Raw genomic sequence first — 20,214 nt, forward strand, 5'->3', positions numbered from 1 at the left:
TACGAACACGGCTCCATCGGCGCCGCCCATCCCTTTCTGCAGAACTGCTTGATGCCTTCGATCCTGATCATCGACGACAACGCCAGCGTGGGCACCGCGCTGGACGTGCTGTTCTCCCTGCATGACATCGACACCCTGCAGGCGCAGAGCCCGGCCGAAGGGCTGGCCCTGCTCGAGTCGCAGCCGGTCGACCTGGTGATCCAGGACATGAATTTCAGCGAGGACACCACCTCCGGCGAAGAAGGCGAAGACCTGTTCGCACAGATCCGCGCGCGCCACCCGGACCTGCCGGTGATCCTGCTCACCGCCTGGACCCACCTGAGCAGTGCGGTGGACCTGGTCAAGGCCGGTGCCGCCGACTACCTGGCCAAGCCCTGGGACGACCGCAAGCTGCTGACCACGGTCAACAACCTGCTCGAGCTGTCCGAGGCGCGGCGCGAGCTGGACCGCCGCCGCAGCCGTGAGCTGCGCCAGCGCAATGCGCTGGAAGAGAAGTACGAGCTGTGTGGTGCGGTCTTCGCCGATCCGGCCAGCGAGCGCGTCATCGCGCTGGCCTGCCAGGTCGCGCGCTCCGAACTGCCGGTGCTGATCACCGGCCCCAATGGTGCCGGCAAGGAGAAGATCGCGCAGATCATCCAGGCCAACTCGCTGGTGGCCAAGGGCCCGTTCATCACAGTCAACTGCGGCGCCCTGCCCTCGGAACTGATCGAGGCCGAACTGTTCGGTGCCGAGGCCGGCGCATATACCGGCGCCAACAAGGCACGCGAGGGCAAGTTCGAAGCCGCCGACGGCGGAACGCTGTTCCTGGACGAGATCGGCAACCTGTCGCTGGGCGGCCAGATGAAGCTCCTGCGTGTGCTGGAAACAGGGCGCTTCGAGCGTCTTGGCTCCAATCGCGAGCGCCAGGTCAAAGTCCGTGTGGTCAGCGCGACCAATGCCGACCTGCCGGCGATGATCCGCGACGGCACCTTCCGCGAAGACCTGTACTACCGCCTCAATACGGTGGAACTGGTACTGCCACCATTGGCCGAGCGCCCGGGCGACATCGTGCCCCTGGCCGAGCGCTTCCTGACCGCCGGCAAGCCACTTTCCAGCGCCGCCACCGCGGCCTTGCAACGGCACCCCTGGCCCGGCAACGTGCGCGAACTGCGCAACGTGATCCAGCGGGCCGAGCTGCTGGCGACCGGCAACCGCATCGAAGTGGCCGACCTGAACCTGCCGCGTGCCGCACCTGCGCCGCGACCGGCACCCAGTGCCGGCAATGATCCCGACCGTGCGCGCATCGAGGATGTGCTGGCGCGCAACCACGGCGTCATCGCCCAGGCCGCCGCCGAACTCGGCCTGAGCCGCCAGGCACTGTACCGGCGCATGGACCGGCACGGCATCCCACGCGAATGAAACGGCGCTCGTTCACCTTCCGCCTGTTCCTGCGCCTGCTGCCGGTGCTGGCGCTGGCCGCCGCGTTGCCGTGGCTGCTGGCCTACTGGATGGACCATGGCTGGGTGGTGACCACGGTGTCGGCGCTGATCCTGCTGTCGCTGATGTGGTGGACCCTGCGCCGTGCCACCGCGCCGGTACGTTCATTGATGCGCGCCTTGGCCGGCACCACCAGCAGCTACCGCGACGGTGAGTACAACTTCGGTGTGTACTGGCCGGGCAACGACGAACTGGGTGACCTGGTGCAGGCGCACCGCGAACTGGGCGACGTGCTGCGCGAGCAGCGGCAGGGCCTGGTGCAGCGCGAACTGCTGCTGGACACCATGGTACAGAACACCCCGGTGGCGATGCTGCTGATTGCTTCCGGCGGCGATGGCATCGCCCGCGTGGTGTTCTCCAACCTGGCCGCGCGCAAGCTGCTGCATGGCGGCTGGAAGCTGGAAGGCCAGCGCCTGGAAGAGGTGCTGGAACAGGTGCCGGTGGAGCTGCGCGATGCCATCGCCCGTGGCGGCGACAGCCTGTTTGCGGTGCATGCGGAAGGCGAAGACGGCGATGAGGACGACGAACAGGTCTATCACCTTTCACGCCGATCTTTCCAGCTCAACGGCCGCCCGCACGACCTGCTGCTGGTACGCCTGCTCACCGCCGAACTGCGCCGCCAGGAAGTGCAGACGTGGAAGAAGGTGATCCGGGTGATCAGCCACGAGCTCAACAACTCACTGGCACCGATCGCCTCGCTGGCCCACTCCGGTGGCGTGCTGGTGCAGCGCGAGCGCTTCGATCGGCTGCCGGAGATCTTCACCACCATCGAAGACCGCGCGCGCCACCTGGAAGGATTCATCCGTGGCTATGCGCGCTTCGCCAAGCTGCCGCAACCGCAACTGCAGACCGTGCACTGGGCGCCCTTCCTGTCCAGCCTGCGCCAGCAGATTCCGTTCAGCATGGAACGTGAACCGGACGAGGAACTGAGCAGCCGGATCGACATCGCGCAGTTCGGGCAGGCGCTGTTGAACCTGCTGAAGAACGCGCATGAAGCCTGTGCCGAAGCCGATCCGCCCAATGATGACGTGCAGGTGCAGCTGACGCGGTTGCCGCAATGGCTGCGCCTGGATGTGCTGGACCGTGGCAAGGGCATGAACGAGCAGGTGCTTCAGAACGCGCTGATGCCGTTCTATTCGACCAAGCGCAACGGTACCGGGTTGGGACTGGCACTGACCCGCGAGATCGTGGAGGCGCACGGTGGGCGGGTGTCGCTGCAGAACCGCGGTGATGGCGGGCTGTGCGTGTCGATCCTGTTGCCGGTGGGGTGAGCGGGCCAATCGGGTAGATCCACGCCATGCGTGGATGTGCCGACCAGGGTCGGCACCTACCAGACCCGCCGCATCGCCACCCGCAGGTGCATCGGAAACCCGAGCGCAGCCTCTTCGGCCATGACGGCGCGCAGGCCATCGTTCCACTCCGCCTCCGGCACTTCAACGAATCCTTCGCTGGCATAGAAGGCTGCATTCCACGGTACATCGCTCAAGGTGGTCAGCACCGCTGCAGCAAAGCCGGTGGCCCTGGCCTGCGCCAAGGCATGCCGCAGCAATGCACGGCCATGGCCACGACGCGCGTGCGCTGGATCCACATCCATCTGCAGGACATGGAACTCGCCTGCCAGGTCGCCGGCCAGCAGGTAGCCGGCAATGCCGCCGCCGGCGCCATCCACCACCCAGAGCTGTCCACGCTCACGGCCTTCCTGCAGCGTCGGCAGGTCCAGGCCGTGGCCGGCAAACACCGGATAGGCCTCGTGGCCCCTCAGCAGTTCACCGGCACGCTGTTCGATCGTCGGCAGCACACCCAGCTCATCGGTGCGCGGCACCCGTGGCTCAGGACTTCTTGACCGGGCGCTTCCAGCCATCGATGGTTTCCTGTCGTGCACGTGCCAGCGTCAGCTTGCCGTCCGGCGCGGTGCGGGTGATGACCGACCCGGCAGCGATGGTCGCGCCCTCGCCGATGGTGATCGGCGCCACCAGCGAGGTGTTGGAGCCGATGAAGGCGTTGTCGCCGATGGTGGTGGTCGACTTGTTCACGCCATCGTAGTTGCAGGTGATGGTGCCGGCACCGATGTTCACCCTGCTGCCGATCACCGCGTCACCCAGGTAGGTGAGATGGTTCGCCTTGCTGCCGACGCCGAGGGTGACCTTCTTGGTTTCGACGAAGTTGCCGACGTGTACGCCATCGGCCAGCACGGTACCCGGCCGCAAGCGTGCGAACGGGCCGATCTGCGCGGCACCTTCGGTGACCACGCCTTCCAGGTCGCAATGCGCGCGCACTTCGGTGCCGGGCCCCAGGTTGACGTCCTTCAGCCGGTTGAACGGGCCTACGGTAACGCCGTCACCGAGCACGACGTTGCCTTCAAGAACAACGTCGACATCGATCAGCACATCGCTGCCCACGGTGACGGTGCCACGGATATCCAGGCGTGCCGGGTCGCGCACGCGCGCGCCCTGAGCGCACAGAGCACGCACCGCACGGCGCTGCCAGGCGCGTTCCAGCTGCGACAGCTGCCACGGATCATTCGCGCCCTCAGCCTCCTGTGCATCGGCGACCAGGGCCATCTCGGCCGGGGTGTACTCATGCGCGGCGAACGCGAACACATCGGTAAGGTAGTACTCGCCCTGCGCATTGCTGTTGGACAGCTGCGACAACCAGCGGCGCAGCGCGGTCGACTCTGCGGCGATGATGCCGGTGTTGATCGTGCGCACGCGCAGCTGGTCGTCGGTGGCGTCCTTCTGCTCGACGATGGAGCCCACCTTGCCCTCTGCATCGCGCAGCACGCGGCCGTACCCGCTCGGGTCATCGACATCGGCCACCAGCACTGCCAGCCGGCCCGGCTGCGCGAGCAGGTCGCGCAGGGTCTGCGCGCGGATCAGCGGCACATCGCCGTACAACACCAGCACCTGCGCAGCGTCGGGAACCTGCGGCATTGCCTGCGCCACTGCGTGGCCGGTACCGAGCTGCTGGGCCTGTTCGGCCCACTGCAGGTCGGGCTGGCCGGCGAAGTACCGACGCACCGCCTCGCCACCATGGCCGTAAACCACGTGGATGGCCGCCGGCTGCAGCTCGCGGGCCGCATCGATCACGTGCGCCAGCATCGGCTGGCCGGCGATCGGCTGCAGCACCTTTGGCAGCACCGACTTCATGCGCTTGCCGGCGCCGGCGGCGAGGATGATGACGTGCAGGGCTTGGGTCATGGGAGCAGCAGTCCGTAGTTCGTTGCCGGTGATTCTAGAGCGTGGGCCGTTAACATGGGCATCCCTCCTCCTTCACCATGCCGATGAGCCTGCTCCGCCAGGGAAGCACCTACCTTGTGATCGGGCTCGTGCAGCTGCTGGTCGATTGGCTGGTGTTCGTGGTCGCCACCGCGCTGGGCATGCCGGTTGCGCCGGCCAACATCGCCGGTCGCCTGGCCGGCATGCTGCTGGGCTTCTGGCTCAACGGCCGCTACACCTTTGCCGAGGCCGGTGCCGGCAAGCTGGGATGGAAGCGCTTCGCACGCTTCTTCGGGCTGTGGCTGCTGCTGACGGCAGCGAGCACGCTGCTGGTCAGCCTGGTCGACCAGGCGCTGGGTCTGCAGTACACGTGGCTGGCCAAGCCGCTGGTGGAAGGCGGGCTGGCGTGCGTGTCGTTCCTGTTGATGCGCCATGTGGTGTATCGCTGATCGCGGTCAGCGGTCAGCGTCACGGCTCTGGCACAGGCGCGCCGAGTCCCTCACGCCACAGCTGCAGCGCGCTGTAGCGCAACCGCACCTGATGCTGCCCGGCCGGCACGCACAACGCATGGAAGAGGCCATTGCCGCGCAGCAGCGGCAGTACCTGGCCATCCTCAAGCTGCGCCTGCCAGCCACGACCGGTGGTTTCGTTGATCACCACCCATGCTGCGTGGTCGGCCACCACCGTCAGCTCGATGCGTCCCGGCTGGTAGTGCAGCACCTGCACCGTGGCCTCGCCGGCATCCTGTTCGGCACAGTGGCTGCTGGCGGCCGCCGGCAGCCATAGCTGCCGGTTGAAATCGGTCTGGTTGAACAGCGGCGCAGGCGGTAGACGCTCCTCATGGCGGCGCACCTGCCGCGGATTCAGTACACGTGGCAGCACGCTGTCACGCCGCGCAAGTTCCACCTGGTCGCCGTGCGCGCTGGAGCCCGGAAACGGCTCCTGAGCCAGCAGCCAACGCACGCCCAGCAGGTCGTACAGGGGAGCAGCGGTGTCTGGCATCCAGGCAGTGGGGACCTTCTGCTGGAAGGTATCCACCGGCTCGCCCGGCATCCCGGTCATCTGCAGATAGTCGCTTGCCAGCAGCGGGTTGTAGCCGTTTGCCAGCGCAATGGCATGCACCGCCGCGCCGTTGGTGAGTCCGCCGATGCCGAAGACCACCGCGCGCTCGGGTATGCCGACATGCCGCTCTGCCGCCAGCAGCGCATAGGCGCGCTGCGCAGGACCTGCACGATCGGCGGTGAGCACCGACTTTGTGCCGCTGCCCGCGTTGAACCTGGTGCCGACGTTGAACAGCAGCAGGTCCAACAGCACCAGTACCAGCACCCAGCGCGCAGGCGCCTGGTGGCGGCGCAGCACCCGCACCGCGGCTACGCCCAGCGCGGCGCTGACCGCAAGCCAGGCGAAAGCGAGCGGATGACAATGATCGATCGCCAGCCATGCAGCGCACGCACCCAGCACTGCGACGACCGCCACGGACACCCGATGCAATCGCAATGGCTGCCGCTGCAGGGCAACCTGCAGGGCATTGGCACCCAGCCACGCCGCCGGAGGCACGGTAAGGAACAGCGCATCGGATGGGCGCCGGAACAGGTCCAGCCCCGGAAGCCAGCCAAACAACCAGGGAAACAGCGGCGTCGCGCCACCCACCGCGACCATGATCGCCAGCGTCAGCGCACACAGCGCGATGCGCGTCGCCGCCGGCTTGCGCCGCAGCACCTCACCGCCCCAGAGCAGCCACAGCGCCAGCGGCACTGCCCCCACATAGAGGTAATCGGCGCTGATATCACCGAAGGCCCAGCTGTCGCCGCGCCCCTGCGAGAACACGTTGCCCGACAGCAGTGTCACCAGTGTCTGCCAGTGGATGGCACCCGGCAGCGCGGCTTCCAACGTCAAGCCATTGCGATTGGTCTGGTCCAGCCAAGCCAGCGTGGACAGCCACTGCGGCGCACTGACAACGCCGGCGAGAATGGCCACCACGCCCAGCTGCCACAGCAGGCGCATGCGCTGCCCCTGTGCCAGCACGACAGCAGCTACTGCGTAGATCACGCACGCGAGGATGATGAAATAGGTGACCTGGGTCAGTTGAAGCGTACACATCCCGCCGGCCACACCGGCCAGCAGGATGTCGCGCATCCGTCCCCGCCGGCGGACCTGCTCCAGGCCCAGCCACAGCCAGGGCAGCAGGCAGTAGCTGATGATCATCGGCGTGTGCTGCAGGCGCGACGCGGCCACACCTCCAAACATCAGCGTGAGTGCGAACAGCAGCTGCGCCGGCGGCGGCATGCCCTGCACGCGGCTCAACCGCAGTGCACCCAGGCCGCCTGCCAGCACATGCAGCAGCACCACCACCGTGAACAGGTGCAGGGAGCCCGGCGCCAGCAGCATCGGCAGCAGCATCGTCGGCTGCAGCGTCATCATCTGCGGATCGGCCACCTGCGGGTAGCCACCGTAGAGATACGGATTCCACCAGGGGGCCTGCAGGTGACGCAGCTGCTCGGCACTGAAACTGACCGCCGGGAAGAACTGCTGCACGGCATCGAAGGGGATGGTCTTGATGCCACTGAGCCATGGCAGGCACAGAACGATCCACGCAATCAGGAACACGCCTGCCGGTGTGCGCCACGGCCGCTGCGAGCTGCCGCCTTCAATCGCTGTCGAGTAGTGCTGCATTCCCTGCTCCTGTGGCGAACAAACAAAAACGCCGGCAGCTAGCCGGCGCCTGTGCTTGATGACGCGCGAACCTCAGTGCTTGAGATTCTTGCGCAGGCGTTCCAGTGCCTGCAGCTGGACGACGGCTTCAGCCAGCTTCTGCTGGGCTTCGGCCACTTCCATCGCTTCGCCGCGGTTGGCCAGGATGCGCTCGGCTTCTTCCTTGGCCTTGCGGACCGAGGCTTCGTCGATGTCCTGCGCGCGGATCGCGGTGTCGGCCAGCACGGTCACCACCTGCGGCTGCACTTCCAGGATGCCGCCGGAAATGGCGAAATCCAGCTGCTCGCCGTTCGGCGTGGTCACCACCACCTTGCCCGGCTTCAGGCGGGTGATCAACGGCGCGTGCTTGGGCGCGATGCCCAGTTCGCCCAGCTCACCGGTGGCCACGACCAGGGTCGCTTCGCCACGGAAGATTTCCTGCTCGGCGCTGACGATGTCGCAACGGATCGTGCTCATGCAAATCTCTTCGCTGTTCGCGGTGGCGCAATGCCACCGTGGGGGTCCACCGGCGCGGGCGGTTGCCCGGCGCCGGCGTCAGGTCGGCCAGGATCGCTCCTGCCCGTCCCGGATCAGGCCTTCTCGGCCATCTTCTTGGCCTTCTCGACCGCTTCTTCGATGCCGCCGACCATGTAGAACGCCTGCTCCGGCAGGTGGTCGTACTCGCCATCGACGATGGCCTTGAAGCCACGGATGGTGTCCTTCAGCGGCACGTACTTGCCCGGCGAACCGGTGAACACTTCGGCCACGTGGAACGGCTGGCTGAAGAAGCGCTCGATCTTGCGGGCGCGCGACACGGCCTGCTTGTCCTCTTCGGACAGTTCGTCCATGCCCAGGATCGCGATGATGTCCTTCAGTTCCTTGTACTTCTGCAGGGTCTGCTGGACGCGCTGGGCGGTGTCGTAGTGCTCGTGGCCGATCACCAGCGGATCCATCTGGCGGCTGGTGGAGTCCAGCGGATCGACGGCCGGGTAGATACCCAGCGAGGCGATCGAACGCGACAGGGTGACGGTCGAGTCCAGGTGGGCGAAGGTGGTCGCCGGCGACGGGTCGGTCAGGTCGTCCGCGGGAACGTAGACGGCCTGGATCGAGGTGATCGAGCCGTTCTTGGTCGAGGTGATGCGCTCCTGCAGGACGCCCATTTCCTCGGCCAGGGTCGGCTGGTAACCCACCGCGGACGGCATACGGCCCAGCAGTGCCGACACTTCGGTACCGGCCAGGGTGTAGCGGTAGATGTTGTCGACGAACAACAGGACGTCCTTGCCCTTGCCGTTCTCGTCCTTCTCGTCGCGGAAGTACTCGGCCATGGTCAGGCCGGTCAGCGCGACGCGCAGGCGGTTGCCCGGCGGCTCGTTCATCTGGCCGTACACCATCGCCACCTTGTCCAGGACGTTGGAGTCCTTCATTTCGTGGTAGAAGTCGTTGCCCTCACGGGTACGCTCACCCACGCCGGCGAACACGGACAGGCCGCTGTGCGCCTTGGCGATGTTGTTGATCAGCTCCATCATGTTGACGGTCTTGCCGACGCCGGCGCCGCCGAACAGGCCGACCTTGCCGCCCTTGGCGAACGGGCACATCAGGTCGATGACCTTGATGCCGGTTTCCAGCAGCTCGGTGGCCGGAGACTGGTCTTCATACGACGGCGCAGCGCGGTGGATTTCCCAGTTGTCGCTGGCAGCGACCGGGCCGGCTTCGTCGATCGGACGGCCCAGCACGTCCATGATGCGGCCCAGGGTGCCGGCGCCGACCGGCACCGAGATGCCGCGGCCGGTGTTGACGGCAACCAGGTTGCGCTTCAGGCCGTCGGTGGAACCGAGGGCGATGGTACGCACCACGCCGTCGCCCAGCTGCTGCTGGACTTCGAGGGTGATCTCGGTGTTTTCGACCTTCAGTGCGTCGTACACCTTCGGCACCGATTCACGCGGGAATTCGACGTCGACGACCGCGCCGATGATCTGAACGATCTTGCCCTGACTCATTGCTGCATCCTCTAATGTGTGCTTTGAACGAACGCGGTCAGACTGCTGCCGCGCCGCCGACGATTTCGGAGATTTCCTGGGTGATCGCTGCCTGGCGCGCCTTGTTGTAGACGAGCTGCAGAGTGCCGATCAGCTTGTTGGCGTTGTCGCTCGCCGCCTTCATCGCGACCATGCGTGCGGCATGCTCGGAGGCGACGTTTTCCAGCAGTGCCTGGTACACCAGCGACTCGATGTAACGCGTCATCACGTGCTCCAGCACGGTCGCGGCATCGGGTTCGTACAGGTAGTCCCAGTCGTGGTGAGCGACCTGCTTCTCGGCCGGCGGCAGCGGCAGCAGCTGATCGAAGCTGGCCTTCTGCACCATGGTGTTCACGAAGCGGTTGTAGACCAGGTACACGCGGTCGATCTTGCCTTCGGTGAAGGCGTCGAGCATGACCTTGATCACACCGATCAGCGATTCCAGCTTCGGCACGTCGCCGATGTGGGTCACGCTGCCGACCATGTTGACCTTCACGCGGCGGAAGAAGGTCGAAGCCTTCTGGCCGATGGTCACCAGGTCCACTTCGGCACCCTTGTCCTGCCATGCCTTGGCTTCGCCCAGCATCTTGCGGAACAGGTTGTTGTTCAGGCCGCCGGCCAGACCGCGATCGGAGGAGATCACGATAAAACCGACCCGCTTGACCTGCTCACGCTCGACCAGGAACGGATGCTGGTAGTCGGTGCTGGCCTGGGCCAGGTGACCGATCACCTGCTTCATCGCCTGCGCGTACGGACGCGAGGTCTTCATCCGATCCTGCGCCTTGCGGATCTTGGAGGCCGAGACCATTTCCAGGGCGCGCGTCACCTTGCGGGTGTTCTGCACGCTCTTGATCTTGGTTTTGATTTCGCGTCCGCTTGCCATCTCTTGTTTCCCGTGGCGCGGGGCTGATGCCCCGCGTTGTTCAACCGTTTGTCATCTGGTCCAGCGGAGCCTGGGGCTCCGCTCTACAGGACCGCGATTACCAGCTGCCGGTGGTCTTGAACTCGGCGATGCCCTTCTTGAAGGCACCTTCGATGTCGTTGTCCCAACCGCCGGTGGCGTTGACCTTGCTGATCAGCTCGCCCTGGGTATTGGCGAAGTGGGCGTGCAGGCCTTCTTCGAACGCCAGCAGCTTGTTGACCGGCACGTCGTCGAGGTAACCCTCGTTGACGGCGTAGATCGACAGCGCCTGGTTGGCGATCGACATCGGCGCGTACTGCTTCTGCTTCATCAGCTCGGTGACGCGCTGGCCACGCTCCAGCTGCTTGCGGGTCGCTTCGTCCAGGTCCGAGGCGAACTGCGCGAAGGCAGCCAGTTCACGGTACTGGGCCAGCGAGATACGGATGCCGCCCGACAGCTTCTTGATGATCTTGGTCTGGGCCGAGCCACCGACGCGCGACACCGAGATACCGGCGTTCACGGCCGGGCGGATGCCGGCGTTGAACAGGTCGGTTTCCAGGAAGATCTGGCCGTCGGTGATCGAGATCACGTTGGTCGGAACGAAGGCGGACACGTCGCCGGCCTGGGTTTCGATGATCGGCAGCGCGGTCAGCGAACCGGTCTTGCCGGTGACCTTGCCTTCGGTGAACTTCTCGACATATTCCTCGGACACGCGGGCTGCACGCTCGAGCAGACGGGAGTGCAGGTAGAACACGTCACCCGGGTAGGCTTCGCGGCCCGGCGGGCGCTTCAGCAGCAGCGAGATCTGGCGGTAGGCGACAGCCTGCTTGGACAGATCGTCGTACACGATCAGCGCGTCTTCGCCGCGGTCCATGAAGTACTCACCCATGGTGCAGCCCGAGTAGGCGCTGATGTACTGCATGGCAGCCGATTCGGAAGCGGTCGCGGCGACCACGATGGTGTGGGCCAGCGCGCCGTTCTCTTCCAGCTTGCGCACGATGTTGGCGATGGTCGACGCCTTCTGGCCGATCGCAACGTACACGCACTTGATGCCGGTGCCCTTCTGGTTGATCACGGCATCGATCGCCATGGCGGTCTTGCCGGTCTGGCGGTCACCGATGATCAGCTCGCGCTGGCCACGGCCGATCGGGATCATCGAGTCGACCGACTTGTAACCGGTCTGCACCGGCTGGTCGACCGACTTGCGCCAGATCACGCCCGGAGCAACGCGCTCCACCGGAGCGGTCAGGTCGGTGCCCAGCGGGCCCCTGCCGTCGATCGGCTCGCCCAGCGCGTTCACGACGCGACCCAGCAGTTCCGGACCGACCGGCACTTCCAGGATGCGGCCGGTGGTCTTGGCGACATCGCCTTCGCGCAGGTGCTCGTAGTCACCCAGGACCACGGCGCCGACCGAGTCGCGCTCCAGGTTCAGGGCCAGTGCGAAGGTGTTGTTCGGCAGTTCGATCATTTCGCCCTGCATCACGTCGGCCAGACCGAAGATGCGCACGATGCCGTCGGACACGCTGGTCACGGTGCCTTCGTTGCGCGATTCCGCGGCCAGCTTGACCTTCTCGATGCGGTTCTTGATCAGTTCGCTGATTTCGGAGGGGTTGAGCGTGGTTGCCATCGTCAAGTCCTAGTGCCGGCAGCGGGGCCGGACGTTAAATGAATTCAGTTAGCGAGCGCGGTCTGCAGACGGGCCAGCTTGCCCTTCAGCGAACCATCGATGACCACGTCGCCGGCGTCGATCACGGCGCCGCCGATCAGCGAGGCATCGACCGCGGTGGTCACGTCGACCTCGCGGTTGAAGCGCTTGCGCAGCGCGACCTTGATCGCGTCCAGTTCACCGGCCGACAGTTCGGCAGCCGAGGTGACGGTGGCCTTGACCACGTGCTCGGCTTCGGCGCGCAGGGCGTCGAACATGCCGGAGATTTCCGGCAGCAGCGGCAGGCGATGCGATTCGGCCAGGATGGCCAGGAAGCGCGAGTAGGTCTCGCCGTGGGACACCGGCGCCAGCAGGGCGACGGCGTCGTCACGACCCAGCTCCGGGTTGGCGAGCAGGGCCGCCACGCGCGGGTCGGCGGCGACGTGGGCGGAGAACGCCAGGGCGTCCGACCACGGCGCGAACGCGCCTTCGTCGCGCGCGGTCGCGAACGCGGCGCGGGCGTACGGGCGGGCAAGCGTGAGGGCCTGGCTCATCCTTAGATCTCCGAGGCCAGCTCGTCGAGCAGCGCCTTGTGGGCGTTGGCGTCGATTTCGCGCTTGAGCAGCTTTTCGGCACCGGTCACGGCCAGCGCGGACACCTGCTTGCGCAGATCTTCACGGGCACGGTTGGCGGCGGCGTCGATTTCAGCCTGGGCCAGTTCCTTCTGACGGGTGGCTTCGGTGATCGCTTCGTTGCGGGCAGCATCAACGATCTGGTTGGCACGCGCATGGGCCTGATCGATGATCTCGTTGGCCTTGGTGCGGGCTTCCTTCAGCGCTTCGTTGACCTTCTCCTGCGCCTGGGCCAGATCTTTCTGGCTGCGGTCGGCAGCAGCGAGGCCTTCAGCAATCTTCTGCTGGCGCTCTTCGATCGCGTTCATCAGCGGCGGCCAGATCTTGGTCGCGATGATCCAGATCAGACCAGCGAAGGCCAGCGCCTGCGCAAGAAGGGTGAAATTGATATTCATGGTTAGCTCGATCGCTGGTTTCGGGGTGGACGCGCCGCCGAAGCGGCACATCCGGCCTTCATCCGAAACCGGGTGCATCAGCACCCGGTCGTCTCAAACCGCTGTATCAGCCGGCCAGAGCCTTGGTGACGGCGCCAGCGAAGGCAGCCGACAGCGGGTTGGCGAAGGCCAGCAGCAGGCCAACGGCGACCGAGATGATGAACGCGGCGTCGATCAGGCCGGCGGTGATGAACATGCGGACCTGCAGGACCGGGATCAGTTCCGGCTGGCGGGCGGCCGACTCCAGGAACTTACCAGCCATGATGGCCAGACCCAGACCGGCGCCCAGCGCGGCCAGGCCGATCATGATGCCGACGGCAAGGGCGGTGGAGCTCTGAATCTGCGCGAAGTTGGTCAGGACGGCGAAGTACATGGTTATCTCCAGGAACTTAAGTTGCTAAGGGTGATGAAACGGATGAAGGTTGAAACGCGTTGAAGCTTGAAACTCAGTGAGCGTCTTCCGACAGGCTCAGGTACACGATCGACAGCATCATGAAGATGAAGGCCTGCAGCGGGATCACCAGCAGGTGGAACAGCATCCAGCCGAGGCCGAACACACCACCGGCAATGGCACCGAAGAAACCGGCACCACCCAGCACCCAGATCAGCAGGAACACGATTTCGCCGCCGAACATGTTGCCGAACAGTCGCATCGCCAGCGAGATCGGCTTGCTCAGCCACTCGACGATGTTGAGGATCAGGTTGAACGGCATCATCCACTTGCCGAACGGCGCCGTCAGGAATTCCTTGATGAAGCCGCCCAGGCCCTTCGACTTCAGTGCGAAGAACAGCATCAGGAAGAACACGCTGATGGCCATGCCCAGGGTGGCATTGACGTCAGCGGTCGGCACCGGCTTCCAGTAGTGCACGCCCGCCCATTCCAGCGGCTTGGCGATGAAATCGGCCGGGATCATCTTCAGCAGATTCATCAGCAGAATCCAGAAGAAGATGGTGATGGCGATCGGCGTGACCAGCTTGCTCTTGCCGTGGTAGGTGTCCTTGGCCTGGCGGTCGACGAACTCCAGGCAGATCTCGACGAAGGCCTGCCACTTGCCCGGCACGCCGGCGGTGGCCTTGCGGGTGCCCAGCCAGAACGCGACAACGATCACCAGGCCCATCAGGACCGCAGTGAGGAAGGTATCGACGTGGATATGCCAGAACATACCCTCACCCTTGCCGACCGGCGCGGTCAGGTTGTGCAGGTGATGCTGGATGTAGCTGGTAGGGGTTAGAGCCTCGCCCGCCATGTGTCCGGAACCTTCAGTTAATTGAATTCTGTCAACGCCTGGCCATCGCCAGGACCTGGAACATCAAGCCGACGGCGATACCGGCCAACAGCGCCAATGCAGGCAGCTTGAAGACCAGGAACCCCACCAGCAGGACGCCGAAAACCACGACCCACTTGGCCACGATCGCAATGATCAGGCGAGCCATCGCCGATCCTGCGGCCACCGCACCGCCCCCCAGCGCCATCCTTGCCGCCACCCAGCCACCGGCCGAAATGGCCACACCGGACGCCAGCGCGCCGAGGGCATATTTCGGACCGACCAGCAGGAAGGCCAGGGCCAGGACAGCGACCGCGGCCAGCGGGTAGACCGCGGCGCGCAGCATCAGTCGCCGACCCGCATCAACGGAGTTCAGCACAGGACGTCCCGCGTGGTTGCAAGTGGAAGGCTGAGGCGGCTACAGCAGGGGGGCCTCATCGAGCCGCCAAATTATAGCAATGGGACAATTTGCGAGACAACCGCTGCCTGTTCATCCCGGGAAGCCGCAAGTTGCGGTAACGGTTACATTTTTGCGTACCACCCGGGGGACAATGACGTCCGCATGATGCTGCACCGCAGTATTGAACTTTGGTCGCAGGCGAGGAACTTTCGCCGGATACGCGGGTCCAATCTTTCGACCTGCCTGCAGCATCCTCGTCGGCTCCACCCCGCAGGTCCCACGATGGCCCCGAAGCCCGTCTCCGGGGCCATCTTTTTGCATCGCCGCGACAGCACTGAACCGTGCACATGCCGTGGACCATACGTTCACGGATGGTGGACGGGCCGGTCCGGCACAGTGGTCTTCATTCTGATGAACCACTGCAAGGACTCTTCGATGCGCCCCGTACCCACCCTGCTCGCTCTCTCCCTGATCGCCGCCGGCGCCTCGTTCGCCACCGCTGCCCACGCCGCCGAAGGCGACGACCGCTTTGCCCTGCGCTTGGGTGCGATGAACATCGACTCGGACAACACGCTCCGCGGCAAGACCAATGTCGCCGGGCAGGACATCGGCTTCTCCGAGGACTTCAAGCTGGGTGGCAAGGAGTGGGAGCCGCGCATTGACGGCATGTTCCGCATCAGCAACCGCCAGCGCCTGCTGTTCAACTATTTCAAGTACGACAAGGACCGCCGCGAGACCCTCGGCCAGGACATCTCCTTCGGTGACGTCAACGTGCCGTCCGGCAGCTTCGTCAAGGGCGAACTGAAGTACCAGGTGGCCAGCCTGGTCTATGACTACTCGGTGGTGGACACCGATACGTTCGACCTCGGCCTGCAGCTGGGTGCCGAGTACGCCAAGGTCAGCACCAAGGCCTACGCCGATCTGGGCACCGTGTACGAAGGCCAGTTCCTCAACGAGAAGACCGACGGCGTGGCGCCGGTGGTCGGTGCGCGATTGAGCTTCACCCCGTCCGAGAAGTGGATGATCACCCTGCAGGGCCAGTACCTCAACACGCGCTGGGGCAGCTTCGATGACTACAAGGGCGATCTGAGCCGCGCCAACGCCATCGTCGACTACCGCTTCACCAGGAACTTCGGTGTGTTCGCCGGCTACGACTGGTTCAAGCTCGATGCGGACAAGAAGGGCAGCGACGGCACCATCGGCCTGAAGCAGGAATTCAAGGGCCCGGTGGCCGGCGTCAGCTTCGTGTTCTGATCCCTCGTCCCTTCCACGCTCTCTCTCCTGGCGCGGCCTCCGGAACATCGGGGCCGCGTTTTTTGTGGCATCGTCGAGCAGAGAAGCAGGTTGGTCGAGCGCGGGGGGAGAGGGGCTTGCGTGCGAATGTCCCCCGGCGCCGGCCTGCGGCCGACGCCTCTTTCCTTTACTTCGCACACAAGCCCCTCTCCCCCCGCGTATCAGGCATCCACGCGGCCTTTGCAGTGGCAGTGGCTCTACTTTCAGCAAGCCGAGCCGCTGCGAGCGGTGGCAGTTGCCGCAGATGCAAGCTGGGTCGAGCGCTGGAGGGAGCGGGGCTGCGTGCGAATGTCCCCCGGCGCCGGCCTGAGGCCGACGCCTCCTCCTTTACTTCGCACACAGCCCCACTCCCTCCGCGTGTCATGCATCCAGGCGGCCTGAGCACCGACTCTCGACTTTCCGCAAGCCGAGCCGCTGCGCGGGTGGCAGGCATTTGGACAAATGTCCCCCGTCGCCCGCCTGCGGCGGTCGCCTCCACCTTTACTTTGTCCAAATGCCTGCCACCCGCGCAGCGGCCCGAACGCTCGCAACGGCGTCGAACGAAGAAACAAAAAGCCCCGGTAGATGCCAGGGCTTTTCGTTCGTGAAGGCGCAGGCGCCTTACTTCTTCTTCGGCATGTACAGATCGGTGATCGTGCCGTCGTAGATTTCCGAGGCCATCGCCACCGATTCGCTCAGCGTCGGGTGCGCATGGATGGTGTGGCCGATGTCTTCGGCTTCGGCACCCATCTCGATGGCCAGGCCGATCTCGGCCAGCAGGTCACCGGCATGCACGCCAACGATCGCGCCGCCGATGATGCGGTGGGTCTCCTCATCGAAGATCAGCTTGGTGAAGCCCTCGGTGCGACCGATGCCGATCGCGCGGCCGCTGGCGGCCCACGGGAACTTGGCCACGCCGACCTTCAGGCCCTTGGCCTTGGCTTCGGTCTCGGTCACGCCCACCCAGGCAATTTCCGGGTTGGTGTAGGCCACCGACGGAATCACCCGGGCCACCCACTCCTTCTTGTGGCCAGCGGCCACTTCGGCGGCCAGCTTGCCTTCGTGCGTGGCCTTGTGGGCCAGCATCGGGTTGCCGACGATGTCGCCGATGGCAAAGATGTGCGGAACGTTGGTGCGCATCTGGCGATCAACCGGGATGAAGCCACGCTCGGTGACCTGCACGCCGGCCTTCTCGGCATCGATCTTCTTGCCGTTCGGCGAACGCCCGACGGCCACCAGCACACGGTCGAAAGTGCCCTGCGCCAGCGCCGGCGCCTGGCCTTCCTCGGCCGCCTCGAAGGTCACGGTGATGCCCTTGGCATCGGCAGTGACGCCCGAGGCCTTTGTCTTCAGGTGCACTTCGATGCCCTGCTTCTTCAGGCGGTCGGCCAGCGGCTTGACCAGGTCCTTGTCGGCGCCCGGCATCAGCTGGTCCATGAACTCGACCACGGTGACCTTGCTGCCCAGTGCGCTGTACACAGTGGCCATTTCCAGGCCGATGATGCCGCCGCCGACGACCAGCAGCGAGCCCGGCACTTCGGCCAGCTCCAGCGCGTCGGTGGAATCCATCACGCGCTTGTCGTCCCACGGGAAGTTCGGCAGCTTCACCGCCTGCGAACCCGCGGCGATGATGCACTTCTGGAAGCGCAGCAGCTGGGTGCTGCCGTCTGCGGCGGTGATCTCCAGTTCGTTGGCCGAGATGAACCTGCCGACGCCCTGCACATTGCGGACCTTGCGCTGCTTGGCCATGCCGGCCAGGCCCTTGGTCAGCTGGTTGACGACCTTTTCCTTGTACTGGCGCAGCTTGTCCAGGGTGATGGTCGGCTTGCCGAACTCGACGCCGAAATCGCCGGCGTGGGCCACTTCGTCGATCACCGCGGCGGCGTGCAGCAGCGCCTTGGACGGAATGCAACCGACGTTGAGGCAGACGCCGCCGAGGCTGGCGTAGCGCTCGACCAGCACCGTGTCCAGGCCGACGTCGGCGGCGCGGAAGGCGGCGGTGTAGCCGCCCGGGCCGGAGCCCAGCACGACCATTTCGCATTCGATGTCGGCCGGCTTGCCACTGGACAGCGCCGGCTTCGGTGCCACCGGCTCGGCCGGGGCGCGGTGCGAGGGGGTCACCGGCGGCTTGCTGGCCGGAGCGGCCGCAGCCGGAGCCGGCGCAGCGGCCTTGGCCGGGGCATCGGCGGTGCCTTCAGCGTCCAGCACCACGACCACGGCGCCTTCGGACAAGGTGTCGCCCAGCTTGACCTTGATCTCCTTGACCACGCCGGCCGCCGAGGACGGCACTTCCAGGGTGGCCTTGTCCGACTCCAGGGTCACCAGGCCCTGGTCCTTCTTCACCGTGTCGCCGACGGCGACCAACACTTCGATCACCGGAACATCGCTGTAATCGCCGATGTCGGGAACCTTGACTTCAATCGTGGCCATGGTGGTTTTCCTTGTGCCCGGCCGGCAGGGCCGGCGGGCTGTCACTGCATCTGTTCACGCGGCCGCGCCAGGGGCAGCGGCCGCACGGTGGGGGCGAAGCGATGCCTTACAGCAGCACGCGGCGCATGTCGGCCAGCACCTGCGACAGGTACGTGGTGAAGCGTGCGGCCAGGGCGCCGTCGATGACGCGGTGGTCGTAGCTCAGCGACAGCGGCAGCATCAGCTTCGGCGCGAACTCCTTGCCATTCCAGACCGGCTGGATGGAGGACTTGGACACGCCCAGGATGGCCACTTCCGGTGCATTGACGATCGGAGTGAACGCGGTGCCGCCAATGCCGCCCAGCGAGCTGATCGAGAAGCAGCCGCCGCTCATGTCGGCCGGGCCCAGCTTGCCGTCGCGCGCCTTCTTGGCCAGTTCGCCGGTTTCCTGCGCGATCTGCACCACGCCCTTCTTGTCCACGTCGCGGATGACCGGCACGACCAGGCCGTTCGGCGTATCGGCGGCAAAGCCGATGTGGAAGTACTTCTTCAGGGTCAGGTTTTCACCGCTGGCGTCGAGCGAGGCGTTGAATTCCGGGAACTTCTTCAGCGCCGCGGCGCTGGCCTTGATCAGGAAGGCGAGCATGGTCAGCTTGATGCCGGCCTTCTCGTTTTCCTTGTTCAGCGCCACGCGCAGGCCTTCCAGGTCGGTGATGTCGGCCTGTTCGAACTGGGTGACGTGCGGGATCATCGCCCAGTTGCGGGCCAGGTTCGCGCCGGAGATCTTCTTGATGCGCGACAGCGGCTGCACTTCCGTCTCGCCGAACTTGCTGAAGTCGACCTTCGGCCACGGCAGCAGGTTCAGGCCACCGCCGGCAGCGACGGCAGCACCACCGGCAGCCGGCACACCACCGCTGAGCGCGGCCTTGACGAACTTCTGCACGTCACCCTTGGTGATGCGGCCGCCCTTCTCGGTGCCGTTGATCTGCAGCAGGTCCACGCCCAGCTCGCGGGCGAACACGCGCACCGCCGGGGTGGCGTACGGCACCTTGGCCGGCAGCACGCCATCGGCGTTGAACTGCACCGGCGGGCTGGACGGGGTGCCGGCCGAGGCGATCTCGCGCGCCGCCAGCTTGTCCGGCTGTGCCGGCACAGCGACCGGCTCGACCTTGGTGGCGGTCTCGGCGGCAGCCGGAGCAGCGGCAGCCGCCGCCTTGGTCGGTGCCGGCGCGGCAGCGCCTTCGGCTTCAATGATGGCAACCACGTCGCCCTGCGACAGATTGTCGCCCACCTTGACCTTGATCTCCTTGACCACACCGGCCACAGACGACGGCACCTCCATCGTGGCCTTGTCGCTTTCCAGCGTGACCAGGCCCTGGTCCTTCTTGACCGTGTCGCCGACGGCGACCAGCACTTCGATGACCGGAATGCCGGCGTAGTCGCCGATGTCCGGAACCAGCGCTTCCACTGCGCCACCGCTGGCGGCCGGAGTGGCCGGAGCGGCCGCCGCAGCAGCGGCGGGGGCCGGCGCGCTCTGGGTGGCGGCAGCCGGGGCAGCGGACTTGGCCGGTGCCGGTGCGGCGGCGGCCGGCGCGGCGGCTTCGCCTTCGGCCACTTCGATCAGCGCCACGACCTTGCCTTCGGACAGGCTGTCGCCCACCTTGACCTTCAGTTCCTTGACCACGCCTGCCACCGAGGACGGCACTTCCATGGTCGCCTTGTCGCTTTCCAGCGTCACCAGGCCCTGGTCCTTCTTGACCGTGTCGCCGACGGCGACAAGCACCTCGATTACCGGGATATCGCTGTAGTCACCGATATCGGGGACAAGTGCTTCCTTGATTTCGGCCATGGGGATAACT

Annotated in this window: 18 protein-coding genes; 4 read left to right on the plus strand and 14 right to left on the minus strand. The window is 65.7% G+C overall.

The window, feature by feature from the left end; translation table 11 throughout:
• The first annotated feature begins 51 nt into the window (after window positions 1–51).
• Window positions 52–1,398 (plus strand): sigma-54 dependent transcriptional regulator, encoded by a 1,347-nt coding sequence (locus ROV93_RS21050; RefSeq protein WP_072167219.1) that lies wholly within the window; start codon window positions 52–54, stop codon window positions 1,396–1,398.
• Complete coding sequence (locus tag ROV93_RS21055; RefSeq protein WP_005419497.1) at window positions 1,395–2,747, plus strand: HAMP domain-containing sensor histidine kinase; 1,353 nt, start codon at window positions 1,395–1,397, stop codon at window positions 2,745–2,747. Before ROV93_RS21050 ends, ROV93_RS21055 begins: the two co-directional genes overlap by 4 nt.
• Before the next feature lie 56 nt (window positions 2,748–2,803).
• Here ROV93_RS21055 and ROV93_RS21060 read toward each other — a convergent pair whose 3' ends face one another.
• Entirely contained in the window at window positions 2,804–3,337 is a 534-nt protein-coding gene (locus ROV93_RS21060) for a GNAT family N-acetyltransferase (protein WP_072167220.1), read from the minus strand.
• Window positions 3,306–4,673: a bifunctional UDP-N-acetylglucosamine diphosphorylase/glucosamine-1-phosphate N-acetyltransferase GlmU gene (gene glmU / locus ROV93_RS21065; protein WP_072167221.1), complete on the minus strand. Its 1,368-nt coding sequence runs from the start codon at window positions 4,671–4,673 to the stop codon at window positions 3,306–3,308. Before glmU ends, ROV93_RS21060 begins: the two co-directional genes overlap by 32 nt.
• A gap of 83 nt (window positions 4,674–4,756) precedes the next feature.
• Between glmU and ROV93_RS21070 the strand changes: the two genes are divergently transcribed.
• Window positions 4,757–5,140 carry a GtrA family protein gene (locus tag ROV93_RS21070; protein ID WP_061479886.1) on the plus strand — a complete coding sequence of 128 codons (384 nt, stop codon included), beginning with the start codon at window positions 4,757–4,759 and terminating at the stop codon, window positions 5,138–5,140.
• A gap of 19 nt (window positions 5,141–5,159) precedes the next feature.
• Here the strand turns inward: ROV93_RS21070 and ROV93_RS21075 are convergent, their stop codons facing one another.
• The 10 genes from ROV93_RS21075 to ROV93_RS21120 form a co-directional block, all read right to left on the minus strand.
• The gene (locus ROV93_RS21075; RefSeq protein WP_111007815.1) at window positions 5,160–7,364 is read right to left on the minus strand and encodes a hypothetical protein; all 2,205 of its coding nucleotides are present in this window, start codon (window positions 7,362–7,364) and stop codon (window positions 5,160–5,162) included.
• A gap of 72 nt (window positions 7,365–7,436) precedes the next feature.
• A complete protein-coding gene (locus ROV93_RS21080) occupies window positions 7,437–7,859 on the minus strand; it encodes a F0F1 ATP synthase subunit epsilon (RefSeq protein WP_005419509.1) in 423 nt (140 codons plus the stop codon).
• Between the two features lie 113 nt (window positions 7,860–7,972).
• Entirely contained in the window at window positions 7,973–9,379 is a 1,407-nt protein-coding gene (gene atpD, locus ROV93_RS21085; RefSeq protein WP_005419510.1) for a F0F1 ATP synthase subunit beta, read from the minus strand.
• A gap of 37 nt (window positions 9,380–9,416) precedes the next feature.
• The gene (gene atpG, locus ROV93_RS21090; protein ID WP_005411129.1) at window positions 9,417–10,280 is read right to left on the minus strand and encodes a F0F1 ATP synthase subunit gamma; all 864 of its coding nucleotides are present in this window, start codon (window positions 10,278–10,280) and stop codon (window positions 9,417–9,419) included.
• Window positions 10,281–10,377: 97 nt separating this feature from the next.
• Window positions 10,378–11,925 carry a F0F1 ATP synthase subunit alpha gene (gene atpA / locus ROV93_RS21095; RefSeq protein ID WP_312541235.1) on the minus strand — a complete coding sequence of 516 codons (1,548 nt, stop codon included), beginning with the start codon at window positions 11,923–11,925 and terminating at the stop codon, window positions 10,378–10,380.
• A 44-nt stretch (window positions 11,926–11,969) separates the two neighbouring features.
• Entirely contained in the window at window positions 11,970–12,497 is a 528-nt protein-coding gene (locus ROV93_RS21100) for a F0F1 ATP synthase subunit delta (RefSeq protein WP_005411131.1), read from the minus strand.
• A 2-nt stretch (window positions 12,498–12,499) separates the two neighbouring features.
• Window positions 12,500–12,970, minus strand: coding sequence for a F0F1 ATP synthase subunit B (locus tag ROV93_RS21105; RefSeq protein WP_005419512.1), 471 nt, complete (start codon window positions 12,968–12,970; stop codon window positions 12,500–12,502).
• 106 nt (window positions 12,971–13,076) lie between these two features.
• The gene (gene atpE / locus ROV93_RS21110; RefSeq protein ID WP_005411133.1) at window positions 13,077–13,382 is read right to left on the minus strand and encodes a F0F1 ATP synthase subunit C; all 306 of its coding nucleotides are present in this window, start codon (window positions 13,380–13,382) and stop codon (window positions 13,077–13,079) included.
• A 73-nt stretch (window positions 13,383–13,455) separates the two neighbouring features.
• Complete coding sequence (gene atpB / locus ROV93_RS21115) at window positions 13,456–14,256, minus strand: F0F1 ATP synthase subunit A (RefSeq protein ID WP_005411134.1); 801 nt, start codon at window positions 14,254–14,256, stop codon at window positions 13,456–13,458.
• 31 nt (window positions 14,257–14,287) lie between these two features.
• Window positions 14,288–14,653, minus strand: a complete 366-nt coding sequence (locus tag ROV93_RS21120) for a hypothetical protein (RefSeq protein ID WP_014648497.1) — start codon at window positions 14,651–14,653, stop codon at window positions 14,288–14,290.
• A gap of 456 nt (window positions 14,654–15,109) precedes the next feature.
• On the opposite strand from ROV93_RS21120, the gene ROV93_RS21125 reads away from it, so the two are divergent.
• Complete coding sequence (locus tag ROV93_RS21125; RefSeq protein WP_005419516.1) at window positions 15,110–15,928, plus strand: hypothetical protein; 819 nt, start codon at window positions 15,110–15,112, stop codon at window positions 15,926–15,928.
• Between the two features lie 639 nt (window positions 15,929–16,567).
• Here the strand turns inward: ROV93_RS21125 and lpdA are convergent.
• Window positions 16,568–18,376: a dihydrolipoyl dehydrogenase gene (gene lpdA, locus ROV93_RS21130; RefSeq protein WP_072167222.1), complete on the minus strand. Its 1,809-nt coding sequence runs from the start codon at window positions 18,374–18,376 to the stop codon at window positions 16,568–16,570.
• Window positions 18,377–18,482: 106 nt separating this feature from the next.
• A complete protein-coding gene (gene aceF / locus ROV93_RS21135; RefSeq protein WP_180890492.1) occupies window positions 18,483–20,204 on the minus strand; it encodes a dihydrolipoyllysine-residue acetyltransferase in 1,722 nt (573 codons plus the stop codon).
• Between the last annotated feature and the right edge of the window lie 10 nt (window positions 20,205–20,214).

The sequence above is a fragment of the Stenotrophomonas maltophilia group sp. msm4 genome (assembly GCF_032025605.1).
In the GTDB taxonomy this organism is placed as follows: Bacteria; Pseudomonadota; Gammaproteobacteria; order Xanthomonadales; family Xanthomonadaceae; genus Stenotrophomonas; species Stenotrophomonas sepilia.

Excerpts from the sequence above, each read along its gene's own strand:
- glmU (WP_072167221.1), bottom strand. The coding sequence starts at position 4,673 with ATGACCCAAGCCCTGCACGTCATCATCCTCGCCGCCGGCGCCGGCAAG.
- ROV93_RS21125 (WP_005419516.1), top strand. The coding sequence starts at position 15,110 with ATGCGCCCCGTACCCACCCTGCTCGCTCTCTCCCTGATCGCCGCCGGC.
- atpB (WP_005411134.1), bottom strand. The coding sequence starts at position 14,256 with ATGGCGGGCGAGGCTCTAACCCCTACCAGCTACATCCAGCATCACCTG.
- ROV93_RS21060 (WP_072167220.1), bottom strand. The coding sequence starts at position 3,337 with ATGGCTGGAAGCGCCCGGTCAAGAAGTCCTGAGCCACGGGTGCCGCGC.
- ROV93_RS21055 (WP_005419497.1), top strand. The coding sequence starts at position 1,395 with ATGAAACGGCGCTCGTTCACCTTCCGCCTGTTCCTGCGCCTGCTGCCG.
- atpA (WP_312541235.1), bottom strand. The coding sequence starts at position 11,925 with ATGGCAACCACGCTCAACCCCTCCGAAATCAGCGAACTGATCAAGAAC.
- ROV93_RS21080 (WP_005419509.1), bottom strand. The coding sequence starts at position 7,859 with ATGAGCACGATCCGTTGCGACATCGTCAGCGCCGAGCAGGAAATCTTC.
- lpdA (WP_072167222.1), bottom strand. The coding sequence starts at position 18,376 with ATGGCCACGATTGAAGTCAAGGTTCCCGACATCGGCGATTACAGCGAT.
- ROV93_RS21105 (WP_005419512.1), bottom strand. The coding sequence starts at position 12,970 with ATGAATATCAATTTCACCCTTCTTGCGCAGGCGCTGGCCTTCGCTGGT.
- atpG (WP_005411129.1), bottom strand. The coding sequence starts at position 10,280 with ATGGCAAGCGGACGCGAAATCAAAACCAAGATCAAGAGCGTGCAGAAC.
- ROV93_RS21100 (WP_005411131.1), bottom strand. The coding sequence starts at position 12,497 with ATGAGCCAGGCCCTCACGCTTGCCCGCCCGTACGCCCGCGCCGCGTTC.
- ROV93_RS21075 (WP_111007815.1), bottom strand. The coding sequence starts at position 7,364 with ATGCAGCACTACTCGACAGCGATTGAAGGCGGCAGCTCGCAGCGGCCG.
- ROV93_RS21070 (WP_061479886.1), top strand. The coding sequence starts at position 4,757 with ATGAGCCTGCTCCGCCAGGGAAGCACCTACCTTGTGATCGGGCTCGTG.
- aceF (WP_180890492.1), bottom strand. The coding sequence starts at position 20,204 with ATGGCCGAAATCAAGGAAGCACTTGTCCCCGATATCGGTGACTACAGC.
- atpD (WP_005419510.1), bottom strand. The coding sequence starts at position 9,379 with ATGAGTCAGGGCAAGATCGTTCAGATCATCGGCGCGGTCGTCGACGTC.
- atpE (WP_005411133.1), bottom strand. The coding sequence starts at position 13,382 with ATGTACTTCGCCGTCCTGACCAACTTCGCGCAGATTCAGAGCTCCACC.
- ROV93_RS21050 (WP_072167219.1), top strand. The coding sequence starts at position 52 with ATGCCTTCGATCCTGATCATCGACGACAACGCCAGCGTGGGCACCGCG.